The sequence below is a fragment of the Actinoplanes subtropicus genome (assembly GCF_000721705.1).
In the GTDB taxonomy this organism is placed as follows: domain Bacteria; phylum Actinomycetota; class Actinomycetes; order Mycobacteriales; family Micromonosporaceae; genus Actinoplanes; species Actinoplanes subtropicus.
Genome location: NZ_JOJL01000048.1, coordinates 13,093 through 34,564 on the forward strand (window position 1 = coordinate 13,093; position 21,472 = coordinate 34,564).

General features: G+C 74.5%; 23 protein-coding genes. 13 read left to right on the forward strand and 10 right to left on the reverse strand.

The genetic code is table 11. The features are described 5' to 3' along the window. The first annotated feature begins 3 nt into the window (after nucleotides 1–3). Nucleotides 4–969: a pyridoxal-phosphate dependent enzyme gene (locus IH26_RS0146245; protein WP_030442680.1), complete on the forward strand. Its 966-nt coding sequence runs from the start codon at nucleotides 4–6 to the stop codon at nucleotides 967–969. Here IH26_RS0146245 and IH26_RS0146250 read toward each other — a convergent pair. Further along, nucleotides 955–1,929 carry an NAD-dependent epimerase/dehydratase family protein gene (locus tag IH26_RS0146250; RefSeq protein ID WP_030442681.1) on the reverse strand — a complete coding sequence of 325 codons (975 nt, stop codon included), beginning with the start codon at nucleotides 1,927–1,929 and terminating at the stop codon, nucleotides 955–957. The two genes, IH26_RS0146245 and IH26_RS0146250, sit on opposite strands and share 15 nt — an antisense overlap. Before the next feature lie 41 nt (nucleotides 1,930–1,970). Beyond that, a complete protein-coding gene (locus tag IH26_RS0146255; protein ID WP_030442682.1) occupies nucleotides 1,971–2,432 on the reverse strand; it encodes a heme-degrading domain-containing protein in 462 nt (153 codons plus the stop codon). A 121-nt stretch (nucleotides 2,433–2,553) separates the two neighbouring features. Here IH26_RS0146255 and IH26_RS0146265 point away from each other — a divergent pair, with 121 nt between their 5' ends. Further along, on the forward strand, nucleotides 2,554–3,402 hold the full coding sequence (locus IH26_RS0146265; protein ID WP_034217567.1) for an endonuclease/exonuclease/phosphatase family protein: 849 nt from the start codon (nucleotides 2,554–2,556) through the stop codon (nucleotides 3,400–3,402). Here IH26_RS0146265 and IH26_RS0146270 read toward each other — a convergent pair. Beyond that, a complete protein-coding gene (locus IH26_RS0146270) occupies nucleotides 3,302–3,808 on the reverse strand; it encodes a GNAT family N-acetyltransferase (RefSeq protein ID WP_034217584.1) in 507 nt (168 codons plus the stop codon). The two genes, IH26_RS0146265 and IH26_RS0146270, sit on opposite strands and share 101 nt — an antisense overlap. Nucleotides 3,809–3,886: 78 nt before the next feature. Here IH26_RS0146270 and IH26_RS0146275 point away from each other — a divergent pair, with 78 nt between their 5' ends. From IH26_RS0146275 to IH26_RS0146285, 3 genes are all read left to right on the forward strand, one after another. Then, nucleotides 3,887–4,318: a MarR family winged helix-turn-helix transcriptional regulator gene (locus IH26_RS0146275; RefSeq protein WP_030442685.1), complete on the forward strand. Its 432-nt coding sequence runs from the start codon at nucleotides 3,887–3,889 to the stop codon at nucleotides 4,316–4,318. A gap of 10 nt (nucleotides 4,319–4,328) precedes the next feature. Then, complete coding sequence (locus tag IH26_RS0146280) at nucleotides 4,329–4,748, forward strand: organic hydroperoxide resistance protein (RefSeq protein ID WP_030442686.1); 420 nt, start codon at nucleotides 4,329–4,331, stop codon at nucleotides 4,746–4,748. A gap of 197 nt (nucleotides 4,749–4,945) precedes the next feature. After that, the gene (locus tag IH26_RS0146285) at nucleotides 4,946–5,440 is read left to right on the forward strand and encodes an NUDIX hydrolase (RefSeq protein WP_030442687.1); all 495 of its coding nucleotides are present in this window, start codon (nucleotides 4,946–4,948) and stop codon (nucleotides 5,438–5,440) included. 104 nt (nucleotides 5,441–5,544) lie between these two features. Here IH26_RS0146285 and IH26_RS0146290 read toward each other — a convergent pair whose 3' ends face one another. The 3 genes from IH26_RS0146290 to IH26_RS0146300 form a co-directional block, all read right to left on the reverse strand. Then, nucleotides 5,545–6,498, reverse strand: coding sequence for a tyrosine-type recombinase/integrase (locus IH26_RS0146290; protein WP_030442688.1), 954 nt, complete (start codon nucleotides 6,496–6,498; stop codon nucleotides 5,545–5,547). A gap of 483 nt (nucleotides 6,499–6,981) precedes the next feature. Then, nucleotides 6,982–7,698 (reverse strand): VOC family protein, encoded by a 717-nt coding sequence (locus tag IH26_RS0146295; protein ID WP_030442689.1) that lies wholly within the window; start codon nucleotides 7,696–7,698, stop codon nucleotides 6,982–6,984. 42 nt (nucleotides 7,699–7,740) lie between these two features. Beyond that, the gene (locus IH26_RS0146300) at nucleotides 7,741–8,229 is read right to left on the reverse strand and encodes a hypothetical protein (protein ID WP_034217577.1); all 489 of its coding nucleotides are present in this window, start codon (nucleotides 8,227–8,229) and stop codon (nucleotides 7,741–7,743) included. A 54-nt stretch (nucleotides 8,230–8,283) separates the two neighbouring features. Here IH26_RS0146300 and IH26_RS0146305 point away from each other — a divergent pair, with 54 nt between their 5' ends. Further along, a complete protein-coding gene (locus IH26_RS0146305; protein ID WP_030442691.1) occupies nucleotides 8,284–8,982 on the forward strand; it encodes a VOC family protein in 699 nt (232 codons plus the stop codon). Here the strand turns inward: IH26_RS0146305 and IH26_RS61720 are convergent. Then, entirely contained in the window at nucleotides 8,951–9,607 is a 657-nt protein-coding gene (locus IH26_RS61720) for a class I SAM-dependent methyltransferase (RefSeq protein ID WP_051809770.1), read from the reverse strand. The genes IH26_RS0146305 and IH26_RS61720 overlap by 32 nt on opposite strands. A gap of 88 nt (nucleotides 9,608–9,695) precedes the next feature. On the opposite strand from IH26_RS61720, the gene IH26_RS60645 reads away from it, so the two are divergent. The 4 genes from IH26_RS60645 (at nucleotide 9,696) to IH26_RS0146330 (ending at nucleotide 13,515) form a co-directional block, all read left to right on the forward strand. Next, complete coding sequence (locus IH26_RS60645) at nucleotides 9,696–10,406, forward strand: hypothetical protein (protein WP_211268885.1); 711 nt, start codon at nucleotides 9,696–9,698, stop codon at nucleotides 10,404–10,406. A gap of 24 nt (nucleotides 10,407–10,430) precedes the next feature. Further along, complete coding sequence (locus IH26_RS0146320; RefSeq protein ID WP_030442694.1) at nucleotides 10,431–11,195, forward strand: lysophospholipid acyltransferase family protein; 765 nt, start codon at nucleotides 10,431–10,433, stop codon at nucleotides 11,193–11,195. Nucleotides 11,196–11,273: 78 nt separating this feature from the next. After that, a complete protein-coding gene (locus tag IH26_RS0146325; RefSeq protein ID WP_034217586.1) occupies nucleotides 11,274–12,512 on the forward strand; it encodes an FAD-dependent oxidoreductase in 1,239 nt (412 codons plus the stop codon). 115 nt (nucleotides 12,513–12,627) lie between these two features. Then, nucleotides 12,628–13,515, forward strand: a complete 888-nt coding sequence (locus tag IH26_RS0146330; protein ID WP_030442696.1) for a hypothetical protein — start codon at nucleotides 12,628–12,630, stop codon at nucleotides 13,513–13,515. Here IH26_RS0146330 and IH26_RS0146335 read toward each other — a convergent pair. The 3 genes from IH26_RS0146335 to IH26_RS0146345 are packed head-to-tail and all read right to left on the reverse strand — an operon-like array spanning nucleotide 13,470 to nucleotide 17,479. Beyond that, nucleotides 13,470–14,318, reverse strand: coding sequence for a phosphotransferase (locus IH26_RS0146335; RefSeq protein ID WP_034217588.1), 849 nt, complete (start codon nucleotides 14,316–14,318; stop codon nucleotides 13,470–13,472). The genes IH26_RS0146330 and IH26_RS0146335 overlap by 46 nt on opposite strands. Nucleotides 14,319–14,366: 48 nt before the next feature. Next, a complete protein-coding gene (locus IH26_RS0146340) occupies nucleotides 14,367–14,900 on the reverse strand; it encodes a hypothetical protein (protein ID WP_030442698.1) in 534 nt (177 codons plus the stop codon). After that, nucleotides 14,897–17,479 carry a LuxR C-terminal-related transcriptional regulator gene (locus IH26_RS0146345; protein WP_030442699.1) on the reverse strand — a complete coding sequence of 861 codons (2,583 nt, stop codon included), beginning with the start codon at nucleotides 17,477–17,479 and terminating at the stop codon, nucleotides 14,897–14,899. The genes IH26_RS0146340 and IH26_RS0146345 overlap by 4 nt, the downstream gene beginning before the upstream one ends. 170 nt (nucleotides 17,480–17,649) lie before the next feature. Between IH26_RS0146345 and IH26_RS0146350 the strand changes: the two genes are divergently transcribed. Genes IH26_RS0146350 through IH26_RS0146360 form a run of 3 tightly spaced genes read left to right on the forward strand, consistent with a single transcriptional unit; the run spans nucleotide 17,650 to nucleotide 21,454 of the window. Next, entirely contained in the window at nucleotides 17,650–19,146 is a 1,497-nt protein-coding gene (locus tag IH26_RS0146350; RefSeq protein ID WP_030442700.1) for a dynamin family protein, read from the forward strand. After that, nucleotides 19,143–20,942, forward strand: a complete 1,800-nt coding sequence (locus IH26_RS0146355) for a dynamin family protein (protein ID WP_030442701.1) — start codon at nucleotides 19,143–19,145, stop codon at nucleotides 20,940–20,942. The genes IH26_RS0146350 and IH26_RS0146355 overlap by 4 nt, the downstream gene beginning before the upstream one ends. Next, nucleotides 20,939–21,454, forward strand: coding sequence for a hypothetical protein (locus IH26_RS0146360; RefSeq protein WP_030442702.1), 516 nt, complete (start codon nucleotides 20,939–20,941; stop codon nucleotides 21,452–21,454). The genes IH26_RS0146355 and IH26_RS0146360 overlap by 4 nt, the downstream gene beginning before the upstream one ends. Nucleotides 21,455–21,472 lie beyond the last annotated feature (18 nt).

Below are 21,472 nucleotides of genomic sequence, written 5' to 3' on the forward strand. Positions count from 1 at the left end.
CCCGTGACCGAAACGACGGTGGTGAGCCTGCAGGACATCCGGGACGCGGCGCAGCGGATCGCGGGGGTGGCACACCGCACCCCCGTGCTCCGCTCCCGCACCCTCGACGCGCTGACCGGCGCCCGGGTGTACCTGAAGGCGGAGAACCAGCAGCGGGTCGGCGCGTTCAAGTTCCGCGGCGCGTACAACGCCGTCTCCCGGCTCTCCGCCGAGCAGCTGTCCCGGGGGATCGCCGCGTACTCCTCCGGCAACCACGCCCAGGCCGTCGCCCTCGCCGCCCGGGAGCTGGGCAGCTCCGCGGTGATCGTGATGCCGGCCGACACCCCGGCGGCCAAGCTCGACGCGGTCGCCGGCTACGGCGCCGAGATCATCACGTACGACCGGTACACCGGCAACCGGGAGGAGCTCGGCGCGCGGCTGGCCGCCGAGCGGGGCCTGGCGCTGATCCCGCCGTACGAGCACCCGGACGTGATCGCCGGGCAGGGCACCGCCGCGCTCGAGCTGCTCGAAGACGTCGGCGCGCTGGACGCGCTGGTCGTGCCGGTCGGCGGGGGCGGGCTGATCGCCGGCAGCGCCACCGCCGCCAAGGGCCTGCAGCCGGGCATCCGGGTGATCGGCGTCGAGCCGGAGGCCGGCGACGACACCAAACGCTCCCTCGAAGCGGGCGAGCGGGTCCGCATCCCGGTCCCGCGCACGATCGCCGACGGGCAGGGCGCCCCGATCCCCGGCGAGCTCACCTTCTCCATCAACCGGCGGCTCGTCGACGAGATCGTGCTGGTCTCCGACGACGAGATCCGCGCCGGGCTGCGCTTCGCCGTCGACCGGCTCAAGCAGGTCATGGAGCCCTCCGGCGCCAGCGGCCTGGCCGCCCTGCTGGCCGGCCGCCTCCGGCCGGTGCCGGCCCGGATCGGCGTGATCATCTCCGGTGGCAACGTCGGCGCGGCCCGGCTGGCCTCACTGCTCGCCTAACACCTTCGCCTCCAGCGCGGGATCCAGGCCGACGGCGTCGCGGTCGGTGCGCCGCGGCGCGCCCCCGTGCAGGCCCTGCAGCCACGTCCAGGTGTCGGCGACCGTGTCGTAGATCGGCCGGCAGCGCAGCCCCGCGCCGAGCGCCTTGGAGACGTCGCCGCGGTGCAGGAAGTCGTGGTCCGGGCCGGGCGGCAGCCAGATCGGCAGCTGGGTCCACGGCTGGATGCCGTACCGCTGGATCACCGCCGGGTCGGTCCAGCGCAGTCTCGCCCGCCGGCCGGTCACCTCGGCGCCGATTTCCAGCAGCTCGCCCATGGTGGTGTGGCCGGGCTCGCTGACCACGTTGTACGGGCCGGTCAGCCCGGCCGCCGCCGCGTCGAGCAGGAAGATCGCCAGGTCGCGGGCGTCGATGTACTGCAGCGGCAGGATCCGCGGGCCGGGCGCCAGGGTGGGGCCGCCGCGGGCGAGCCGGTTGAGCCACCACGGCAGCCGGCCGATGTCCTCCAGGGGCCCGAGGATCAGCCCGGCCCGGGCCAGCAGCAGCGGCCCGCCGAAGTCGGCCGCGGCCAGCTCGCCGCGCACCTTGTCGCCGGCGTAGCCGGGCTCGCGCGGGTCGGCCAGGGGTGCGGCCTCGGTCAGCGGCGCCGGGGTGCCCCACCGGTAGACCGAGCGGCTCGACACGTACGTGTAGTGCCGTGCTCTTCCGGACAGCAGCCGGGCGGTCCGGCCGACCGCGCCCGCCCCGGCCGACCAGGTGTCCACCACCAGGTCCCAGCTCTGGTCGACGCGCAGCGCGGCCAGCCCGTCGGCGGACTGCCGGTCCCCGGTGAGCACCCGCACGCCCGCCGGGGAGCCACGTAAGCCGCGGTTGAACAGGGTCACGTCGTAGCCTCTGGCGACCCCCTCGCCGGCGAGCGCGCGACCGACGAAACCCGAGCCGCCCAGAATCAGCAGTTTCATGGTCATCGACGATGCCCGATGTCTACCGCCGCCGGAAGGCCCTATCGCTCAGAGCGGAACCTTTCCAGTGCCGACACGACCAGCGCGTGATCGTCCGCCTGGGGGAGCCCCGACACCGTCACCACGGCAACCACCCCGACATTGCGGATCCGCACCGGGAACGCCCCGCCGTGCGCGGCGTAGTCGGCCGGGTCGAGGCCCATCCCGGCGCCGAGTTCCCGGCCCATCAGGGCCAGCCGGCGCCCGACCAGGTACGAGGAGGCGCCGAACCGCTCGACGACCCGGACCTTCCGCTCGATCCACCGGTCGTTGTCGGCGACGGCGCCGGGCAGGGCGGCATGGAACAGCTGCTGCGTGCCGCGCCGGATGTCGATCGCCACCGGCCGCCCGGCGGCCATCTCGACCAGCCGCGAGCCGAGCCACCACGCGTCCTCGTTGTCGAAGTGCGTGAACACCAGCTCCTGCTCCTGGCGCTCCAGCTCCTTGACCAGCTCCTCGCTCACCGCCGCCGCCTCACCTTCTGCAACCAGAGGCCGAACGACGCGCCGGCCACGAAGACCATCATCGAGCAGCACAGGAACTTGATGAACACCGCGGCCTCCCGGTTCGTTAGGGTCGGTACCCGTGCGACTGGCGACCTTCAACATCCTGCACGGCCGGTCGCTGTCCGACGGCACGGTACACGCCGGCCGGGTGCGCGCCGCCGTCGCCGACCTGGACGCCGACGTCCTCGGCCTGCAGGAGGTCGACCGGGCCCAGCCCCGCAGCGGGCTGCTCGACCTGACCGCGATCGCCGCCGAGGCGATGCGCGCCCCCGCCCACCGGTTCGCCGCGGCGATCGCCGGCACGCCGGGGGAGAGCTGGCAGCCGTGGCGCTCGGACGACGACAACGTCCACCCGCTGTACGGGATCGCCCTGGTCAGCCGCTATCCGGTGACCCGCTGGCAGATCACCGCGCTGCCCGGCGCCCCGATCCGCTCCCCGGTCTATACCGGCGAGGGGTTCCGGCTGCTCAAGGACGAGCCGCGGGTGCTGCTGGCCGCCGTCCTTCAGACGCCGACCGGGCCGCTGACCGTGGCCACGACCCATCTGTCGTTCGTGCCGGGCTGGAATCTGCGGCAGCTGCGGCACGCCGTACGCCATCTGCGGTCCCTGCCCGGCCCGCGGGTGCTGCTCGGTGATCTGAACATGCCCGCCGGCCCGGTCCGCGCGGTGACCAGCTGGAAGTCCCTGGGGAAGGCGCCGACCTTCCCGAGCCCGTCGCCGCGCGCCCAGCTCGACCACATCCTCGCCGACCCCGGCGCCGTCGCCACGCTCGGCCGGGTGGTGCAGGTCGGCACCCCGCACCCGCCGGTCTCCGATCACCGGCCGCTCATCGTGCAGCTGGACGCAGATACACGTCCTCCAGCCCGTCGATCGGATCCCACTGCTCGCCGATCTTCCGGAAGCCGAACCCCGCGATCGTCGCCTTAGACCCGGCGTTGTCCGGCCGGATGCTGGCCCGCACCGCGGTCACCGCCGGGTCCGCGTCGGCCCGCTCGAGCAGCGCCCGCAGCATCGCCTTGGCATACCCGCGCCGGCGGAACCGCGGATCGACCGAGTACGCGACCTCGACGACCCCCTCGTCGTCCGGCGGCCCGTGGAACCCGCCGTGCCCCACCACCACGCCCTCCGGCACCGCCACCGCCGGCCGGGCGATCCAGTCCAGGCTCGCCGGATCGCCGGCGATCTGCTCGAGCCGGATCTCCCACAGCCAGTTCTCGTCCACGAGGTATTGACTCAGCGCGATGCCCGCCGCCTCACTCGCGGCCGCCAGGTCACCCTCCACCAGCGCGGACAGCGCCGCGGGGGAGAGCTTCACAAATCGGATCTCCGGCACCCCACGGATGATCACACGCCGTGGTGATCGTCGCCACGTTGGTTGCGCACAATTGAGTTGTGCGCAATGATTCGAGTCATGGACACCGCCACCGGCACCGGACTCGAGCAGATGATCTGCTTCGAGCTCTACGCCGCCAGCCGCGCGATGACCGCCCTCTACCGCCCCGCCCTCGACGAGGCCGGCCTCACCTACCCGCAATACCTGGTCCTGCGCGTCCTCTGGCACCGCGGCCCCACCACCGTCCGTGACCTCGGCACCGCCCTGCACCTCGACAGCGGCACCCTGTCACCCCTGCTCAAACGCCTCGAAACGCAGGGCCGCATCCGCCGCGAACGCGGCACCACCGACGAACGCACCGTCTGGATCCACCTGTCGGATGACGGCGCCGCCCTCCAGGACCGGCTCGCCGACCTGCCCGAACAGATCGCCTGCGCCGCCGGCCTCACCCTCGGCGACTTCCGCCACCTGCACGACCTCCTCGGGCGCTTCCGCGCCAACGTCAACTGAAAGGGCCCTCATGGAAGCCATCTACACCGCCTCCGCCACCGCCACCGGCGACGCCCGCAACGGCCACGTCCGCTCCGCCGACGGCGTCCTCGACTTCGACCTCGCCGTCCCCAAGGAGATGGGCGGCCCCGGCGGCGCCCTCCCCAACCCCGAAGAGTTGTTCGCCGCCGGCTACGCCGCGTGCTTCCACGGCGCCCTCAAAGCCGCCGCCCGCCTCGCCAAGGTCACCCTCACCGACTCCGCCGTCACCGTCGACGTCGGCATCGGCAACAACGGCCAGGGCGGCTACGGCCTCAAGGCCGCCATCGAGGCCGAGATCAGCGGCGTCGACCAGGACGTCGCCCGCCAACTGCTCGAAGCCGCCCACCAGCTGTGCCCCTACTCCAACGCCACCCGCGGCAACATCGAGGTCGCCCTCTCCCTGGCCTGACCGTCACAAGCACGATCAAAAACGTCCGGCCGTACGCGCCAACCGTCCCCAACCGCACAAACCGCAGCCCCGCCCGTTCCCCGCGGCGGGGCTGCGCCGGTCACGGCCGTAACGCGACTCTCGCGTGAGGTTCCCGCTCACGCTCCCCGGGCACCCGCCCCGCCACCGCCGCCCCGGCGACCCGGCACGATGACCAGATGCCCCCGCCCCGCCTGCGCCACTCGGTCCGCGCCCTCATCCTCACCGCCGACCACCAGATCCTGCTCTGCCGCCACCTGGTCACCGACCCGGCCGGCGACGCCGTCTGGACCGCACCCGGCGGCGGCATCGAACCAGGGGAGACCCGGCTCGACGCCCTGCGCCGCGAACTGGCCGAAGAGGTCGGCCTCACCCTCACCGGCACCCCACCCCACGTCTGGCACCGCACCACCATGACCCCCGACGTCCTGCCCGGCTACGACGGCATCATCAACGACTACTACCTGGTCCACACCACCCGCTTCACCCCGCACGGCACCATGACACCGGCCCAGCTCGCCGCCGAGAACATCGTCGACCGCCGCTGGTGGCCCCTCGCCGAGCTCGCCGCCTACCCCGGCCCCGACCTCTTCGGCCCCCGCAACCTCGCCACCCACCTGACCACCCTGGTCACCAACGGCGTCCCACCCCAGCCACTCACCCTCGACCGGTGACCACCAACGACCGACGCCAAGCGCTGTCCCAGGACGAAGGGACTCGGCCACGGTCCGGGGCCTGGCCGTCGGGGCAGCCGCTCCGACCACCGATCCGCGTCGGGTCAGAGGCCACGCAGCGCCCGGTTCGTGCGGTTCGCGCGCACGGCCGCCCGCTGCTGCTCCGCGGTCACCTCGATGTAGCCCTGCGACGTCGTCAGCGACGCGTGACCCAGCAGGCGCATGATCTCCGACGCATTCGCGCCGTCCTCGGCCAGCCGCGTCGCGAACGTGTGCCGCAACGCGTGCAACTGCGCACCCCTCGGCACCCGGTCGGTGATCCCCGCCCGCCGGTAGCAGGACTCCACCAGATACTGCAGCCCACCCCGCTGCAACGGCGCCCCGGCCCGATCCACCAGCAGCGCGTCCCGCGGATCACCCCGCCCGAACCGCACCCGCCGGCTGTCCTGGTACCGCTCGATCAGCGTGTCCAGCTCCGGCTCGATCGGCACCGTCCGCGGCCGGCCGCCCTTGCCCGCCACCTCCACCCGCCGCTCGCCCGGACGCCCGAGCACGTCCCCGGACCGCAACGCCAGCATCTCCGACAGCCGCAAACCCGCACAAAGCGCCAACGCCAGCACCGCCAGATCCCGCTCCGGCCACGGATCCCGCTGCCGCTCATCCCGCTGGCTGACCGCGGAGAGTAACCGCTCCGGGGTGTCCTCGCCCCGCAACGGCTTGGGGGAGTAGGCCGGCATCCGCGGCTTGTCGATCGCCGACATCGGATTGCCCGGCAACACCTGCTCGGTGACCAGGAACGTGAAGAACGCATTCCACGACGACCACGCCCGCGACACCGACGCGGGCGCCCGCTCGGCCGCGAACCGCGCGAACGCCGCACGCAACGAACGAGGGGAGAGGTCACCGAGAGTAACCGGATCTGTCCCGATCAACTCGACGATCAAAACCAGATCCCGCCGGTACGCCTGAAGTGTGTGCACCGACGGCTTCCGCGTGGCCCGAGCCGCCAGAAACTCGTCCACCAGCCCGAGCACCGCAACATCCCGTCCGTCCTGCATAAGTCATATTATGCAGCATTTAGACTGGTTCGCGAAGTTCCGAGTTCGGGCCATTTAGACTGATTCGCGAAGTTCGGGCCTGCCAACAGGCGTTTGCACGTAACGAACAAGCGCCGACCCGCGGAGCTCACGCCGTCGCCTGCGCGGGCGGCGTGCTGCCGTAAGTCCGCAGCGACTTTCTCGCGCAGGGCAGTCTCAAGGTGGCCCGCCCACAGCAGGCCCCGCGACGGGCTGGGACCCCGTCGGCGGGCGTTTCCTGTCACGAGGCTGCTCCCGGAGCCCGCCTCGCGTGGCCGGTCCGCGCGGCCCGGCGCCGGCCGGATCCGGTTTTGCTCGGGCTTGCGTTGCAGCTCAGCCCGCAGCCCGCGGCACGGGGCCGGGTCAAGGCTCCTGAACCCAAAGCCCCTCGATCGTTTACTTTACATAATGTCAATTATCGACCTGGCAGATGTTCGATGGAACGGGGCCGGTGGAGCGGCACGGTCATCGATGCAGCCGGAACTCGTTGCCGCCCGGGTCGATCAGCACGGCGCTGCCGTCCGCGGCCGCACGGAGCCAGGTGGCGCCCAGGCCGGTCAACCGGCCGACTTCCGCCTGCTGGTCGCCGCCGGGCGCGGTGAGGTCGAAGCGCTGCCGGTGCGGCGCTTGGACCGGGGCGTCCGGCGGCCCTCCCCACGCGACCTTGGTGCCGCCCTGCGGTGACTGGATCGCGGTTTCCTCGCCCTGGTCCCAGACCAGCGGCCAGCCCAGCGCCGCGCTCCAGAACAGCCCCACCTCGCGGGCGCCGTCGCAGGCCAGCTCGCCGAGGTAGCCGCAGCCGGCGAGGAAGCTGTTGCCCGGCTCGATGACGCAGAACTCGTTGCCCTCGGGGTCGGCCAGCACGATGTGTCCCTCCTCGGGGCGCTGGCCGACGTCGAGGTGGGTGGCGCCGAGGCCGAGCGCCTTGGCGACCGTGCGCTGCTGGTCGGCGTCGCTGGTGCTGGTCAGGTGGAGGTGCATGCGGTTGGCTCCCCTCTTCGCCGTGCTGCTGGGCGTGAAGCGGAGGCCGAGCTGACCGTCGGCGCCGGGCAGCAACGTGCTGGGCAGAGTCTGGCCCGGCGGGAGCGGGTCGTCGGTGGGCTGCCGGTCGAGCAGGGTGGCCCAGAAGCGGGCGAGGCGCGCCGGGTCGTGGGCGTCGTACGCGATCGTCAGGCGCGGCATGCCTGAGGTTCTATCGCCGGCTGGGGTGCCGGCGGGAGTGATTTATCGTCGGCCGGTGGCTGCGCGGGGTGGCTGGCTGTCGCGCAGGCGGGCGATGACGCGGAGGACCTCGTCGCGGTTCTTGGCGGATTTGAGCCAGGCGGGCAGCGGGGCGATCAGTGTCATCCGGTTGGCGGGGTCGCCGCGTTCGCGCAGTTTCGCGGCTACGTAGCCGTGCAGCAGGGTCAGGTGGGCCTCGTTGTAGGCCCACAGGGTGTGTTTGCCGCAGCATTGGGCGGTGCGCCACAGCGGGAGGCGGAAGAAGGGGTCGACCGGGCCGCCCGCGCAGAACGAGTGGGTCCGCGCCGACCAGGTCGAGGTGGTCAGGCAGGCGGTGCAGACGAATTGGCGGGGCCAGCAGAAGACGCGCGCGTCCTCGACCGGGCGGGTGGTCACCGCGGCCCGGGCGCCGCAGCGGGGGCACACCACGTCGATGGTGTCGGCTGTGCGGGTGGACGGCCCTACCTGAGGGTCGCGGAACCGGGTGGTCATGCGGTCAGGGTGGCAGAGCGGGGGCGTGCCGGCATCTCGATTACCGTCTCGGGGATGCGGATTCGTTGGGTCACCGGGTTCCTGGACACTCCGGGCCGGGAGGCGGAGGAGTTCTGGCTGGCGGTGACCGGGTCGGCGTTGTCGGCGCGGCGGGACGGCGGCAGGTTCGCGACGCTGCTGCCCGCGGACGGGGACGCGTATCTGCGGGTGCAGGTCGTCGGGGACGGGCCGCCGCGGGTGCACCTGGATCTGCATGTGGAGGATGTGCGGGCCGCGGCCGCCGAGGTGCGGTCGCTGGTGGTGCGCGATGCCGGCGACCTGGTGGTGGTGCGGTCGCCGGCGGGCATCGTGTTCTGCCTGGTGCCGTGGCATGGCGAGAGCAGGCCGCCGGGTGGGCAGGCCAGTGTCGTCGACCAGGCGAGCCTGGACGTTCCGGCCGGCGGTTACGAGGCGGAGGTGGCGTTCTGGGCCGGGCTGACCGGGTGGCGGCCGGTCGCGTCGGACCGGCCGGAGTTCCGGTTCCTGGACGGCGGGCCGGGGCTGCCGTTGCGGCTTCTGCTGCAGCGGCTCGACGACGGTGGTCCCGGCGTACACCTGGATCTGGCCTGTGCCGGGGTTGCGGCCGAGGTGGAGCGGCATGTCGGCCTGGGGGCGAGTGTGGTGCGGCGGGTGCCCGGGGATTGGACGACGTTGCGGGACCCGGCGGGGCGGGAGTATTGCGTCACCGCTCGGGCGCCCCGGCGGCGTGGATGATCTGCCGGTGGGTGCTGACCCCGGCGGTCAGGTGCCAGCCGGGGGTGGCTTCGAGTTCGGTGGGCTGCCAGTAGCGTTTGACGATCTGGAACTCGCGGCCGTCGCTGAGGCGGCGTAGCTGCCGGTCGTCGGGGACGCGGTCGGGGTGGTAGCTGTCGATCAGGAAGACCCGGCCGGCGGGGCGCAGCGCGTGGGTGACCTTGGCCCAGAATGCGGCGAGCCGTTCGGCGGGGACGTGCGAGAGCCAGTACGCGAAGAAGACCGTGTCGAAGGCTGACTCGGGCGGGTTCCAGGCGAAGATGTCGGCCTGCCGGTAGGTGACCTTGCCGGTGGCGCCGGTGCGGGCGCGGTTGAGGTCGAGGGTCTCGGTGTTCGCGTCGACGGCGGTGATGTGGGTGGCGTGGCGGGTCAGCCGTTCGGTCCACCAGCCGGTGCCGGCGGCCAGTTCGAGGACGTCGCCGGTGGGTGCGAACGTGTCGAGGGCGCGGGCGACCTCGGCGATGTCCTGTTCCCAGTCCTGTCTGGCCTGTTCGTCGAGGGTGTATCGGCCTTCGCGGCGCCACCACTGGTCGTATTCGGGGGCGCGGTGGCGGTAGTAGTCGCGTTGCTGGTCCAGAATGTCCACGCCGGCACCGTAGGAGGGGGCGCGGTGTGGCGGCGAGCGAATTGTCGGTGGGTCCTGGTAGAAAGATTCGCACAGACGTACGAGAGGGGTGGCTGCCGTGGCCCGGGGTTTGAGCACCGAGGAGCTGACGACGATCCGCGACGGGCTGGCCGCCGGGCGTAAGCCGCGGGTGCAGTTCACCGAGGCCGCCGGGCAGATCGCCGGGCAGATCGGGCAGGTGGTGGGCCTGGCCGATCCGGCCGCGGGTGACGAGTTCGTGGTGGTCCGCTTCGGTAAGGACGAGTTGCCCTTCTCCCCCGGCGACCTGCGGGTGGCGCCCCGCGGTGCGGCGGCGAGAGCGGTCCCGGGGAAGGCCGGGCCGGCGCCCGCTCCCCCGCCGCCGATGCCGGAATTCGTGATCGACAAACCGCCGGTGCCGCGCCAGCCGCCGGCCCCGCCGAGGCCCGCCCCGCTGAAGATCGAGGAACCTGTGGCAGAGACCCCGCCGCGCAAGGCGTCCCGGCCGGTCAAGGCGAAACCCGCCCCGGCGCTGACCGTCACCCTGGCGTATGGCGAGGGCGAGTGGACGGTGGCCGCGTCGCAGGGTTCGAGGGTGCTGGCCAAGCCGTATGTGGTGCGCCCGGCCGAGGCGCTGCGGATGGTGTCGCTGGTCGACGTGCCCGGCGTGCAGGAGGCGGTCGAGCACATCCTGGCCGCCGAGCGGGCCGAGGCGGAGCAGCAGGCTCAGCGGTTGCGGGCCGAGCTGGCCGAGGTGGAGGCCCGGCTGGCCGAGCTCGGGGAGGCGGGGGGAAAGGCGTAACGGCATGGCATCATGGGCGGCCTTATGGGGAGAGCTTCGCGGCGGGCGCCGTTCATGTGGCGGTTCATGCTGGTCCTGGCCCGGGTGCTGGTGTTGCCGCTGTGCCGGCTGCGGGTCTGCGGGCGGGTGCCCGAGTCGCTGCGTGACGGCCCGCTGATCCTGGCGGCCAACCACATCAGCCCGTTCGACCCGGTGGTGATGACCGCGGCCTGCCACAAGGTCGGGATTGCGCCGAAGTTCATGGCCACCGGCGGGATCTTCGACGCGCCGGTGGCCGGGCCGGCGATGCGGGCGGCCGGGCACATCCGGGTCGACCGCAACACGGCGCATGTCGCCGATGCGTTGCCGGCGGCCGTCGAGGCGCTGCGCGGGGGCGCGATGGTGCTGGTCTATCCGGAGGGGCGGATCGGGCTGGACCCGTGGATGTGGCCCGAGCGGGGCAAGACCGGTGTGGCGCGGATGGCGGATCTGGCGGGCGCGCCGGTGCTGCCGGTGGCCCAGTGGAACACGCACACGGTGTTGCCGTACGCGACGCCGGTCGGGATCGGCCGGTCGCTGCTGCGGGCGATGCGGCGGCGCCCGGTGGTGTATGTCCGGTTCGGTGACCACCCGGTGGACCTGTCGCGGGTGACCGGCACGCCGGGGGCGCGGGCGATGAAGTCCACCCGGCTGATCATGGCGGCGATCGACGAGACCCTGGCCGCGCTGCGGGTCGGTGAGATGGAGCTGCCCCGGGAGGTGGATCACACCCGGGCGGTCGACAATTCCCGGGTGCGGCCGCGCGGCTAGCGGCCGGCCATGCGGTCTTGGGGAAGGAGGGCTAGCGTATTTCATCGACCGATGAAATACCTGGAGGAGGCGGGATCGATGGACAGCGACGTATGCATCGTCGGCGGTGGACCCGCCGGCCTGTTCCTGGCATTGCTGCTGGTACGACGCGGCATCCGCACCGTGGTCCTGGAGAAGCACGCCGACTTCCTGCGTGACTTCCGCGGCGACACGGTGCATCCCTCGACGCTCACCCTGCTCGACGAGCTGGGCCTGGCCGACCGGTTCGCCCGGCTGCCGCAGCGCCGGGTCGACAAGATCCGGTTCACCTTCGCCGACGGGCGCACCTACCAGCTCGGCGACCTGACCCGGCTGCGCGGCCCGCACCCGTACATCGCGCTGGTGCCGCAGTGGCACCTGCTCGACATGATCGCGGAGGCCGCCGCGGAGTCGCCCGGCTTCACCCTGCTGCGCGAGACCGAGGCGGTCGGCCTGCTGCGCGACGGCGAGACGATCACCGGCGTCCGCGCCGACGGGCCGGACGGGCCGGTCACGGTCAACGCGCGCCTGACGGTGGCGGCCGACGGCCGGCACTCCACCCTGCGCCGGCTGGCCGGGCTGCGCTCCACCGAGTTCGGCACGCCGATCGACGTCCTGTGGTTCCGGATGTCGCGTGAACCGTCGGACGGCGCGGGCCTGGCCGGGCGGGCCGACACCGGGAAGTTCATGGTGCAGATCGACCGCGGCGACTACTGGCAGAACGCGTGGCTGATCCGCAAGGGCGGCCACGAGCAGGTGGTGGCCGCCGGGCTCGACCGTTTCCGGCAGGCGGTCGCCGCGCTCGCCCCGGCCCTGGCCGGCCGGGTCGCCGAGATCCGCTCCTGGGACGACGTGCAGGCCCTGACCGTCCGCGTCGACCGGCTGCGGCAGTGGCACCGGCCGGGCCTGCTGCTGATCGGCGACGCCGCGCACGCCATGTCCCCGGTCGGCGGCGTCGGCATCAACCTCGCGATCCAGGACGCCGTCGCCGCGGCCCGGCTGCTCGCCGGCGCGCTGGCCGCCGGCGGCCCGGTCGATCCGGCGCTGCTCGGCCGGGTCCAGCGGCGGCGCCGGTTCCCGACCGCCGGCACCCAGCTGATCCAGCGCGTCCTGCAGAACCGCATCATCAGCCCGTTCGTGGCCGGCTCCCGCCCACCGACGGCGCCGCTGTTCATGCGGCTGGCCGACCGGTTCCCCGTCGTGCAGGGGGTGCCCGCGCGGGTGATCGGCATCGGGCTGCGGCCCGAGCACGCCCCGTCCTGGGCCGCGCCCAAACAGGCGCACGCCACTACCCGCTAGCCTCCTTTCTCATCACCGGGCACCGGGCCGGCGGCCACGACCCCGCCTAGGATCTCTGTCGATTCAAAACCGGTGGACCGCGGCGGGCCGGCCGGTCATCGTGGGCCGGGTGGAGATGTCGGAGGCCGAGCGGAAGGTCTGGCGGCGGCTGCCGGCCGGTGCCGCCGAGGCGATCGCCGGGTTGTCCGGCAGTCAGTTGCAGACGCTGCTGCTGGCGGTGGCCCGCGACCGGGCCGGCCGGGTGCGCCCGGCCGATCTGGTGCGCCGCTGGCGGCAGGACCGGTTCGTGCGGCCGGCCGCCGCCGACCCGCGCGCGGTGAGCCGGGCCGAGGCCCGCCTGTGGGAGCTGCTGCCGCCGGACGTGTACGGCACGCAACTGTCCCCGGTCGTGCCGCTCGGCACGGTCACCGCGGTCGCCCCGCTGAGCCAGAACCGGATCGTCACCGCGACCCGCCCGGTCGAGGTGCTCAGCGACCCCACCAACGCCCTGGCGATCGAGGCCGCCGCCCGCCGCGACACCAGCGACGAGGTGCACGTCGCCGCCGCCCATCAGGTGCTGCGGGCCCAGGTGTTCGGCCCCGGCCTGGGCTCGCATTTCCGGCTGTTCGCGCTGGTGTCCTCGGCCCGCGACACCGGGTCGGGCCGCACCGAGGCCCGCCTGCTGGCCCGCCACCTCGCGTACTGGCGGCAGGTCCTGGCTCCCCTCGCGCGGGCCCGGGTGCGTTACACCATCTTCGACAGCCCGGTGCTGCGTGAGCGGATCGCCGAGCTGGCGTCGCCGCTGCTGGTCGAGGAGCCGGAGCGGGACCGCGGCCGCGGCTACTACACCGGCGCCGCGCTGCGGATCACCGCCGGCGACGTCGAGCTGGGCGACGGCGGCTTCACCACCTGGACGGCGCAGATGCGCGCCGACGCCAAGGAGCGCTGCCTGATCTCGTGCGTGTCGGTCGACCGGCTTCAGAGCCTGGCGATGCCCTCCTCGGCGACCGTCAGCCAGCGCTGAACCGTCGCCGCGTCGTGGTGCCGGATCGACCAGTCGACCTGCCGCAGGCTCATGTGCGCCCAGTAGGCCCGCATCCGGCGCGGCGGCAGCAGTTTCAGCCGCTCCTCGACCAGCACCGCGAGGGCCGGCGCGTGCGCGCGTACGTGGAACAGCAGGGTCACCAGGTCGAAGTGCCGGTCGCCGCGCTGCGCCCCGTCCCAGTCGACGACCCCGCTCAGCCGGCCCCGGTCGACCAGGATGTTGCCGGGGTGGAAGTCCATGTGGGTCAGGTCGTCGCCGATCATGTGCGAGCCGTCGGCGCCCACCGACCGCACCCAGTCCAGCAGCCGCGCCGCCCGGTCGTCGTACCCGGCCAGGGGTTCGTGCAGGCAGAAGCCGGGCCCGTCGGAGGTCAGGTACAGCTCGGCCGGCCGCGGATCCGGCTCCCCCGCGAGGATCCCGGCCAGCTGGTCGTTGACCCGCAGCATCTGCTGCACGAGGCCGGCGTCCAACCCGGACGGCGGCGCCCCGGGCAGCCGTTCCTGCACGACGACCCGGACCCCGTCGACCCGGGCGGTCAGCTCGTGCCGGGCCGTCGGCACCCCGGCCACGCGGGCCCGGTCCACCAGCACGGCGCTGCGGGTGCGGGCCGCGGTCAGCACCGACCGACGGCCGTCCGGCCACCGCACGAACGCCGCCCCGACCTCCCCGCCGGGCGCGGGTCCCTCCAGGACCAGCCGCACCCCGGTGATCGAGGCGATCCGCTCGAGCACCTTGGGCGCGTCGAGCCGGGCACTTCTCGGCCATGCCTCCGTCGTGGTCACCTCGGCCCCCCGTACCAGTCCGATCCGACCGGTCACCCTAGTCGATGTCTACTGTGGTCCGCGCTGTCTCAAGTACGCCAGTACCGCCTCGCGGGTGGTGCGCACCCCGAACAGTTGCCGGGCCTCGGCGATCCGCCGGTTCGCCGTGCGCAGCGACAGGAACTCGGCGGCCGCGGCCGCCGCGATGGTGTCGCCGGCGGCCAGCCGGTCCAGCAGGGCGCGCTGCTCGGGGACCAGGTCGGCGACCGCGCCGTGGTCGTTCGGCTCGGGCGCCGGGCCCTGCCGTACCGGGCCGAGCCGGGCCAGGTCGTCGATCAGCGCCCGGCCCAGCGGCGACTCCGCGTCGCAGATCGCCACGATGCCCGCGCCCCGCGCCGCCGCCAGCACCGCCAGTTGCAGCGATTCCGCGTCGGTGATCCGCCCGTGCAGCACCAGCCGGTGCCCGGTGACGTCCCAGGCCGGGTCGGGCAGGGCGAAACCGTCGCGGGCGACCCAGCCGTCGCGGATCAGGCGGCGCAGCACGGTGTCGGCGTCCGCGGGGGTGGCGACGACATGGCGGGGCGCGTCGGGCTGTCTGGTCACCGGCCGTCCTTGGGGATGTCGGAGGGGAAGGTGGCGAAGGCGAGGGCGGCGGCTTCCGTTCTGGTGCGGGCGCCGAGCTTGCGCATGCCGGCGCGGATGTGGGTGTCGACCGTCTCGGCCGAGATGCCGAGCTGCCCGGCGATGCGCCGGGTGGGTTCCCCCGCGGCGACCAGCCGTAACACGTCGGTCTCCCGCCGGGTGAGCTGGTCGCCCGAGCGGGGGCTGCGCACGTCGCGGTGCACGTTGTGCCGGCGCAGGGCGCGGCGGGCGCGCCCGGCCAGCACGGTCAGGCCCGCCGCGTCGGCGAGCCGTTCGGCGTCCAGCAGCGCCGCGACCGCCCGGGCCGGGTCACCGTCGGTGAGCCCGGCGGCGAGCAGGCAGCGGATCTGCTCCCGCAACGCGACGGGCCGCCACCCGTCCGCCGCGGCCGCGAACCCGGTCCCGGTCGCCCAGGCGGTCAGCGTCCGCCGGGCGGGAGCCGGGATGTCCCGGGGAATCGGCGGGGTGTTCCGCTCCCCCAGGTCGAATCCCGCCCACCGGGCCGTGATCGCCTGCAACCCGGAGATCAGGCCGTGGGTGTTCTCCTCGGTGTTGCGGGTGGCCCGATCGGGTTGCCCGTCGAGCCACGCCGTCTCCTGCGCGACCCACGCGGCCGCCGGATGCGCCGGCCCCGCGTCAAGCCGCGCGCGGGCCGCCCCGAGCAGCCCGGTGTCGGCTTCCACCAGCGCGGCCGCCGCGGTCGCATAACCCCGCGCCTCCTCCGGAATGGCCCGGTCCGCGAGATTCCCGCTGCGTTCGAGGATGGCGTCGGGTTGCGCTTGCCGCGACGGCGCGAGCCGATCGGGCGCTTCGCGCTCAGACCGTACGCCAGGGACTCCCCCGAATCCTGCGGCCGAACCCGGTCCGGCGCCCGGCTGGGCGCCGGGTTGCGCGTTCACGCGGCCGCCGGGCCGGTGGTCGGCCGCGCGGTCTTCGGACGCAGGCGCGCCGTGCAGGGCGAGCGCCCAGTCGGCGACGGCCGCGAACCGGGTCTGCCACCCGTAGGCCAGCTCGTCGGCGCATTCGCGGGCCGCGCTCTGCGCCGCCCGGGCCGCTTCGGCCAGCCGGCCGTCGGCGACCAGTTCCTCGACCAGCAGCCAGGCGCTCCAGCGGGCCACGAGGGGGTCCCCGGCGCCGGCGGCGGCCGCGGCGAGGTCGGTGTCCCAGCCGGGGGTGCGGTGCCGGGCGTGCACGGCGGCGAGGGCGGCGGCCACGCCGGGCGGCGGGTGCGGGTAGCGGGCCGCGATCTTGCCGGCCAGGTCGAGGGCGGCGGACGGGTCGGCGGCCAGCTCGGTCAGCAGCAGCACCCGGTCGCGGGCGGCCAGGACCGGGCCGGGCGCCGCGTCGGGCACCGTGCGGACCGCCTGCCGGGCCGCCGCCGGGGCGCCGGCCTGCAGCAGGGCCTCGCCGCGCAGCACGTCGGCCTCGACGCCGAGCGGGGTGTCGCTGGTCAGCACCCGGGCCGCCGCGGCGGCCCGGCCGACCGCGAGGGCCGCGTCGGCCGCGGCGATCCGGACCCGGGGGTCGATCGGGATGTCCAGGTCGCAGGCGAACAGCAGCAGCGCCGCCCGGTCGCCCCCGGTGGCCTGGTCGGCGGCGGCCAGGGCCCGCCGGTGCGCGCCGGCCGGGTCGCCGGCCGCGGCCAGGTGCCGGGCCGCCTCGGCGGGCGGGGTCAGTTCGGCCAGCCGGGTGTGCAGCTCGACCCGGCCGGCCGCATCCAGCAGCCCGGCCGCGGTCTCCGCCACGTACGTCGACACCGGCACCAGCTCGCCGGCCGGCCCGTCGGTGATCAGCCCGGCGTCCCTCAGATCAAGAGCTCCCGGGCCGAGCAGGGCGGCGGGCGCGGGCCGGCCGAGCAGCCCGAGCGCGGCCAGGGCGGTCCGCGCGGGCCGGGGCAGGTCGGCGAGGGCGGTGGCGATCGCGTACGCCACCTGGTCGATGCCGGACCCGCCCGCGGCTCGGCCCGCGGCCGCCTGCCGGGCCAGCGCGGTGATCGCGAGGGGGTTGCCACCGGCCCGGTCGGCCACCGCCTCCAGGGTCTCCGCGTCCAGCTGGGTCGCGGTGCGCCGGGCCAGGTCGAGGGCCGCCGGGCGGGACAGCGGCGGCACGCTCAGCCACGCCGCCGCGGCCTCGCGCAGCGCGGCGGCGACCGGCTCGGGGAGCCGGTGCGGGGTGCGCACGGCGACCAGCACCCGGCAGTGCGCGGCCAGCAGCGGCAGCGCTTCGAGGGTGGCCGCGTCGGTGTACTGCAGGTCGTCGAGGACCAGCAGGCCGCCGCGGACCCGGGAGCGGACCGCCTCGGCGAGCAGGTGCACGTCGTGCGCGGGCAGCCGGGCGCGGACCGCCCGCGACAGCGCCAGCGCCGGGGTGGAGCGCAGCATGGCCAGACCGCCGCCGGCGTGCACCGGGCCGGGGACCAGGCCGGTGAGGCGGCGCAGCAGGGTGGTGCGGCCGCAGCCGGGCGGGCCGGCCAGCACGACCAGGGCGGGGCGGTGCAGCAGCGCGGCGGCGGTCTCGACCGGGTCGTGAGCGTCCGCCACCGGTGTGCTCCTCCTTGCGCGTCCGTGGCACGAACACGGGATCCCGTGTCACACGCCGGTCCGTAGGCTGTGGTGCGGCGGGCGCCGGGCCCGCCCCTTTTCTCAGGAGGGTCGGTGGCGGCAGCCGTGGTCACATTGTCGTCGATAGTGTGCACGGCTGACGAGTCGTCATGAGCGGCCCGCTCAGCGCCAGCGTAGCGACGCTGTGTGACCAGATGGCCGGCCGGACCGGTCCCGAGGCCGGTGGCCAGCTCAGACAGATCTCCGACCGGCTCGGCGAGCCGTTACGGGTGGCGATCGCGGGCCGTTTGAAAGCCGGAAAGTCGACACTCGTCAACGCCCTGATCGGGCGGCGGGTGGCGCCCACGGCGGTGGGTGAATGCACCCGGGTGGTCACCCGGTTCCGGTACGGCGCCGCCGACCGGGTCGACGTGGTGGTCCGCGACGGCCGCCGGCACAGCCTGCCGCTGGACGACGACGGGATGATCCCGCAGCGCCTGGGCGTGCCGGCCGGCCGGGTCGCGTACGTGGACGTCACCCTGACCAGCGAGAAGCTGCGCGATCTCACCGTGGTCGACACCCCCGGGCTGGCCTCCACCGACGGCACGGTGTCCGCGCGGGCCGAGGAGGCGGCCGGCGTGTCCGGTGCGCCGTTCGACGCGGACATCGACGCCGACTCGGTCTCCGAGGTCGCCGCGGCCGAGGCCGTCGTCTACGTCTTCACCCAGGCCGTCCGCGCCGACGACCGGCGGGCGCTGGACGCGTTCCGGGACGCCTCGGCGCGGCTGGCGTCCAGCCCGATCAACGCGCTGGGCGTGTTCGGCAAGGTCGACACCCTGGTCGGCGGGGCCGGTGACCCGTGGCCGGTGGCCGGCCCGCTCGCCGAGCAGCAGGCGGGGCTGCTGGCGCGTACGGTCTCGGATGTGGTGCCCGTGGTCGGCCTGCTGGCCGAGACCGCCGAGGCCGGCCGGCTCACCGACGCCGACCGTGCGGCGCTGCGCGAGTTGGCCGGCATGCCGGTCGGTGAGCTGCGGCTGATGCTGGCCTCGGTCGACCTGTTCCGCTCCCGGCCCGGCCCGGTCGGTGCCGAGCAGCGGGAACGGCTGCTGAGGCGGCTCGACCTGTACGGGATCGGTTTCGCCCTGGCCCAGCTGGCCGCCGACCCGCGGCTGAGCACCGGCGAGCTGGTCCGCCGGCTCGGCGAGGCGTCCGGCTTCCCGCGCCTGCGGCACACCCTCGACCAGGCGTTCCGCTGGCGCGCCGACGCGATCAAGGCGGGCTGGGCGCTGGGCCGGCTCGAGCGGATGGCCGGGCACGCCCGCGACGAACGCGACCGGGAGGCGCTGCGCGACGCGGTCGAGCGGCTGCTGCGCAACCCCGCCTACCACCGGCTGCGGCTGCTCGACGCCGCCCAGCGGGTCGCCACCGGCGCGGTGCCGCTGCCCGACGGCTGGGAGGCCGAGCTGACCCGGCTGGCGACCTCCGAGGACCCGCGCTGGATCCTGCGGCTGCCGCAGGCCGGCGCCGAGGAGCTGGCCGCCGCCGCGATGGCCGCCGCGAACCGGTGGCGGGTCTACGCGGTCGCCGGCGCCGGCCCGGCCCAGTCCCGGGTCGCGCAGGTCGCGCACCGCGGTTTTCATCTGCTGGCCCAGCAGGTACGCCGATGAGCGCCGATCTGGCCCGGGCTCTCGACACGACCGTGCGGGACACCCTCGCGTACGTCAGGAAGGCCGACCCGGACGCCGGCGCGGAGCTGGCCGACCTGCGCCGCCGGCAGCTGGTCCGGCCCTCGGTGGTGATCGTCGGGGAGACCAAACGCGGCAAGAGCTCCCTGGTCAACGCCCTGCTCGGGGTGCCCGGCCTGTCCCCGGTCGACGCCGCCGTGGCCACCGCCACCTACCTGCAGTTCGTGCCCGGCGAGCCGGCCGCCCGGGCCTGGCTGCCCGGCGCCGCCGAGCCGATCGAGGTCGACGGCCTGCGCCGCTGGGCCACCGGCGAGCAGAAGGCCCGCCGGATCGAGGTCAGCCACCCGGCGCCGCTGCTGCAGTACCTGAGCCTGCTCGACACGCCCGGCGTCGGCGGCCTCGACCCGGCCCACGCCACCGTGGCCCTGGCGGCGGTCGAGAAGGCGACCGCGCTGCTGTTCGTGGCCGACGCGTCCGCCCCGCTGTCCCGGCCGGAGCTCGACTTCCTGGTCGCCGCCGGCGAGCGGGTCGACGCGGTCGTCTTCGCGCTCACCAAGATCGACGCGTACCCGGGGTGGCGGCGGATCGCCGACGACAACCGCAACCTGCTGCAGGCGCACGCGCCCCGCTTCGGCCAGGCGCCCTGGTTCCCGGTCTCCGCCACCCTGGCCGAGCTGGCCCTGGCGGCCCCGGCCGGCGAGCAGGCCGCCCTGGTCGACGCCTCGAAGATCGCCGACCTGCAGCACGCCCTGGTCGACCTGGCCGGCCGCGGCCACCAGCTGCAACTGGCCAACGTGCTGCGCGCCGCCCGCGCCGACCTGGACCGGCTGGCCGAGGCGGCGACCGCCCGGGTGCGGGCGGCCGAGGCCGACCCGGCCCGCAGCGCGCAGGTCCGCGCCGACCGGGCCGCCGTGGCCGCCCGCAAGCGCACCGAGGCCCGGCAGTGGACGCTGCTGCTGAGCACCGAGACCCAGCGCGCCCGGGTCGAGACCACCGGCCACCTGCGCACCAGGATCGCGATGCTGCAGCAGGAGTTCTCCGAGCGGATCGACACCGGCCGCGGCGAGGCGCTGACCGGGCTGCCGGAGGCGGTCGACACCGCGCTGCAGGCCCTGGCCGCCACCCTGTCCGGCGAGCTGGAGGCGACCTTCCAGCAGGTCGCCGAGAAGGTCCTGGCCGAGGTGTTCGACGAGCAGGAACGCGCCGGCATGCTGGGCCGGCTCAACGCGACGCTGCGGCACGCGCTGTCGGCGGCCGCGCCGCGCGACGGCTCCGGCGAGAACGCGCTGATCGCGCTCTCGGCCGGCGGGATAGCGTTCATGGCCGGGCGCGGCGCGATCCTGGGCGCCTCGGTGTTCGCCGCCGGCGGGCTGCTCATCCCGGTGGCCGGGATCGGCCTGGGCCTGGCCGCCGGCGGCTACGTACTGTGGCGGCGGCGGGTGCAGACCGACCGGCAGCAGGCCCGCATCTGGCTGCGCGACGTGCTCGGCGAGGCCCGGGCCGCGCTCGCCGACGAGATCGTCAACCGGTTCACCGACCTGCAGTACGCGCTGTCGGTGGCCGTCGACGACGCGGTCGAGCGCCGGCTGCGCGACCTCGACGCGCACATCGCGGAGATCGACGCGGCGGCGGCCGAGGACGCCGCCGGGCGGGCCAGGCTGCGCGCCCACGCCCAGGGCGAGCTGGAGCTGGCCCGGCAACGGCTCAAGCAGGTGGATGACGTGCTGATCCGGGCGCGCGCTCTCACGCCCGTACCCCACGACGAGGAGTACCGATGACCGACCACCACGATTTCGGGTTCGACCACCACGACTTCGACGGTCACGAGCAGCTGCCGCCCTTCGACGACCACTCCCCGCCGGACGACCACCTGACCTGGGAGGACGGGCACGACTACGACATCTCCCACGATGTCGGCTCGGTCCCGCACGAGGCAGCGGCGCACGAGATCGCGCACGAGGCCGTGCCCGACGACGCGCCGGCGGAGCCGCCCGCCACGCATACCGATTTCTCCGACATTCCGGATTCGCCGGAGGAGGCGCCGTTCCCGCCGTCGGTCGACGTCGGTGACCTGCCCGAACCGGTCGACGGCTTCCCCTGGATCGACACCGGCAGCCTGGGCGTCGCCGACATCCACGCCGCCCTCGACACCACCGACCCGGTCCACCCGGCCGAGCTGGCCGAGTACGCCGCCACCGACCTGCCCCCCGGCGAGGACCCGTGGGCCGCCCTGGCCGGCTCCGACGACCCGGCCACCGCCGCCCTCGCCAAGTGGTGGCAGGAAAACTGACCCCGCGCGCCACCTCCC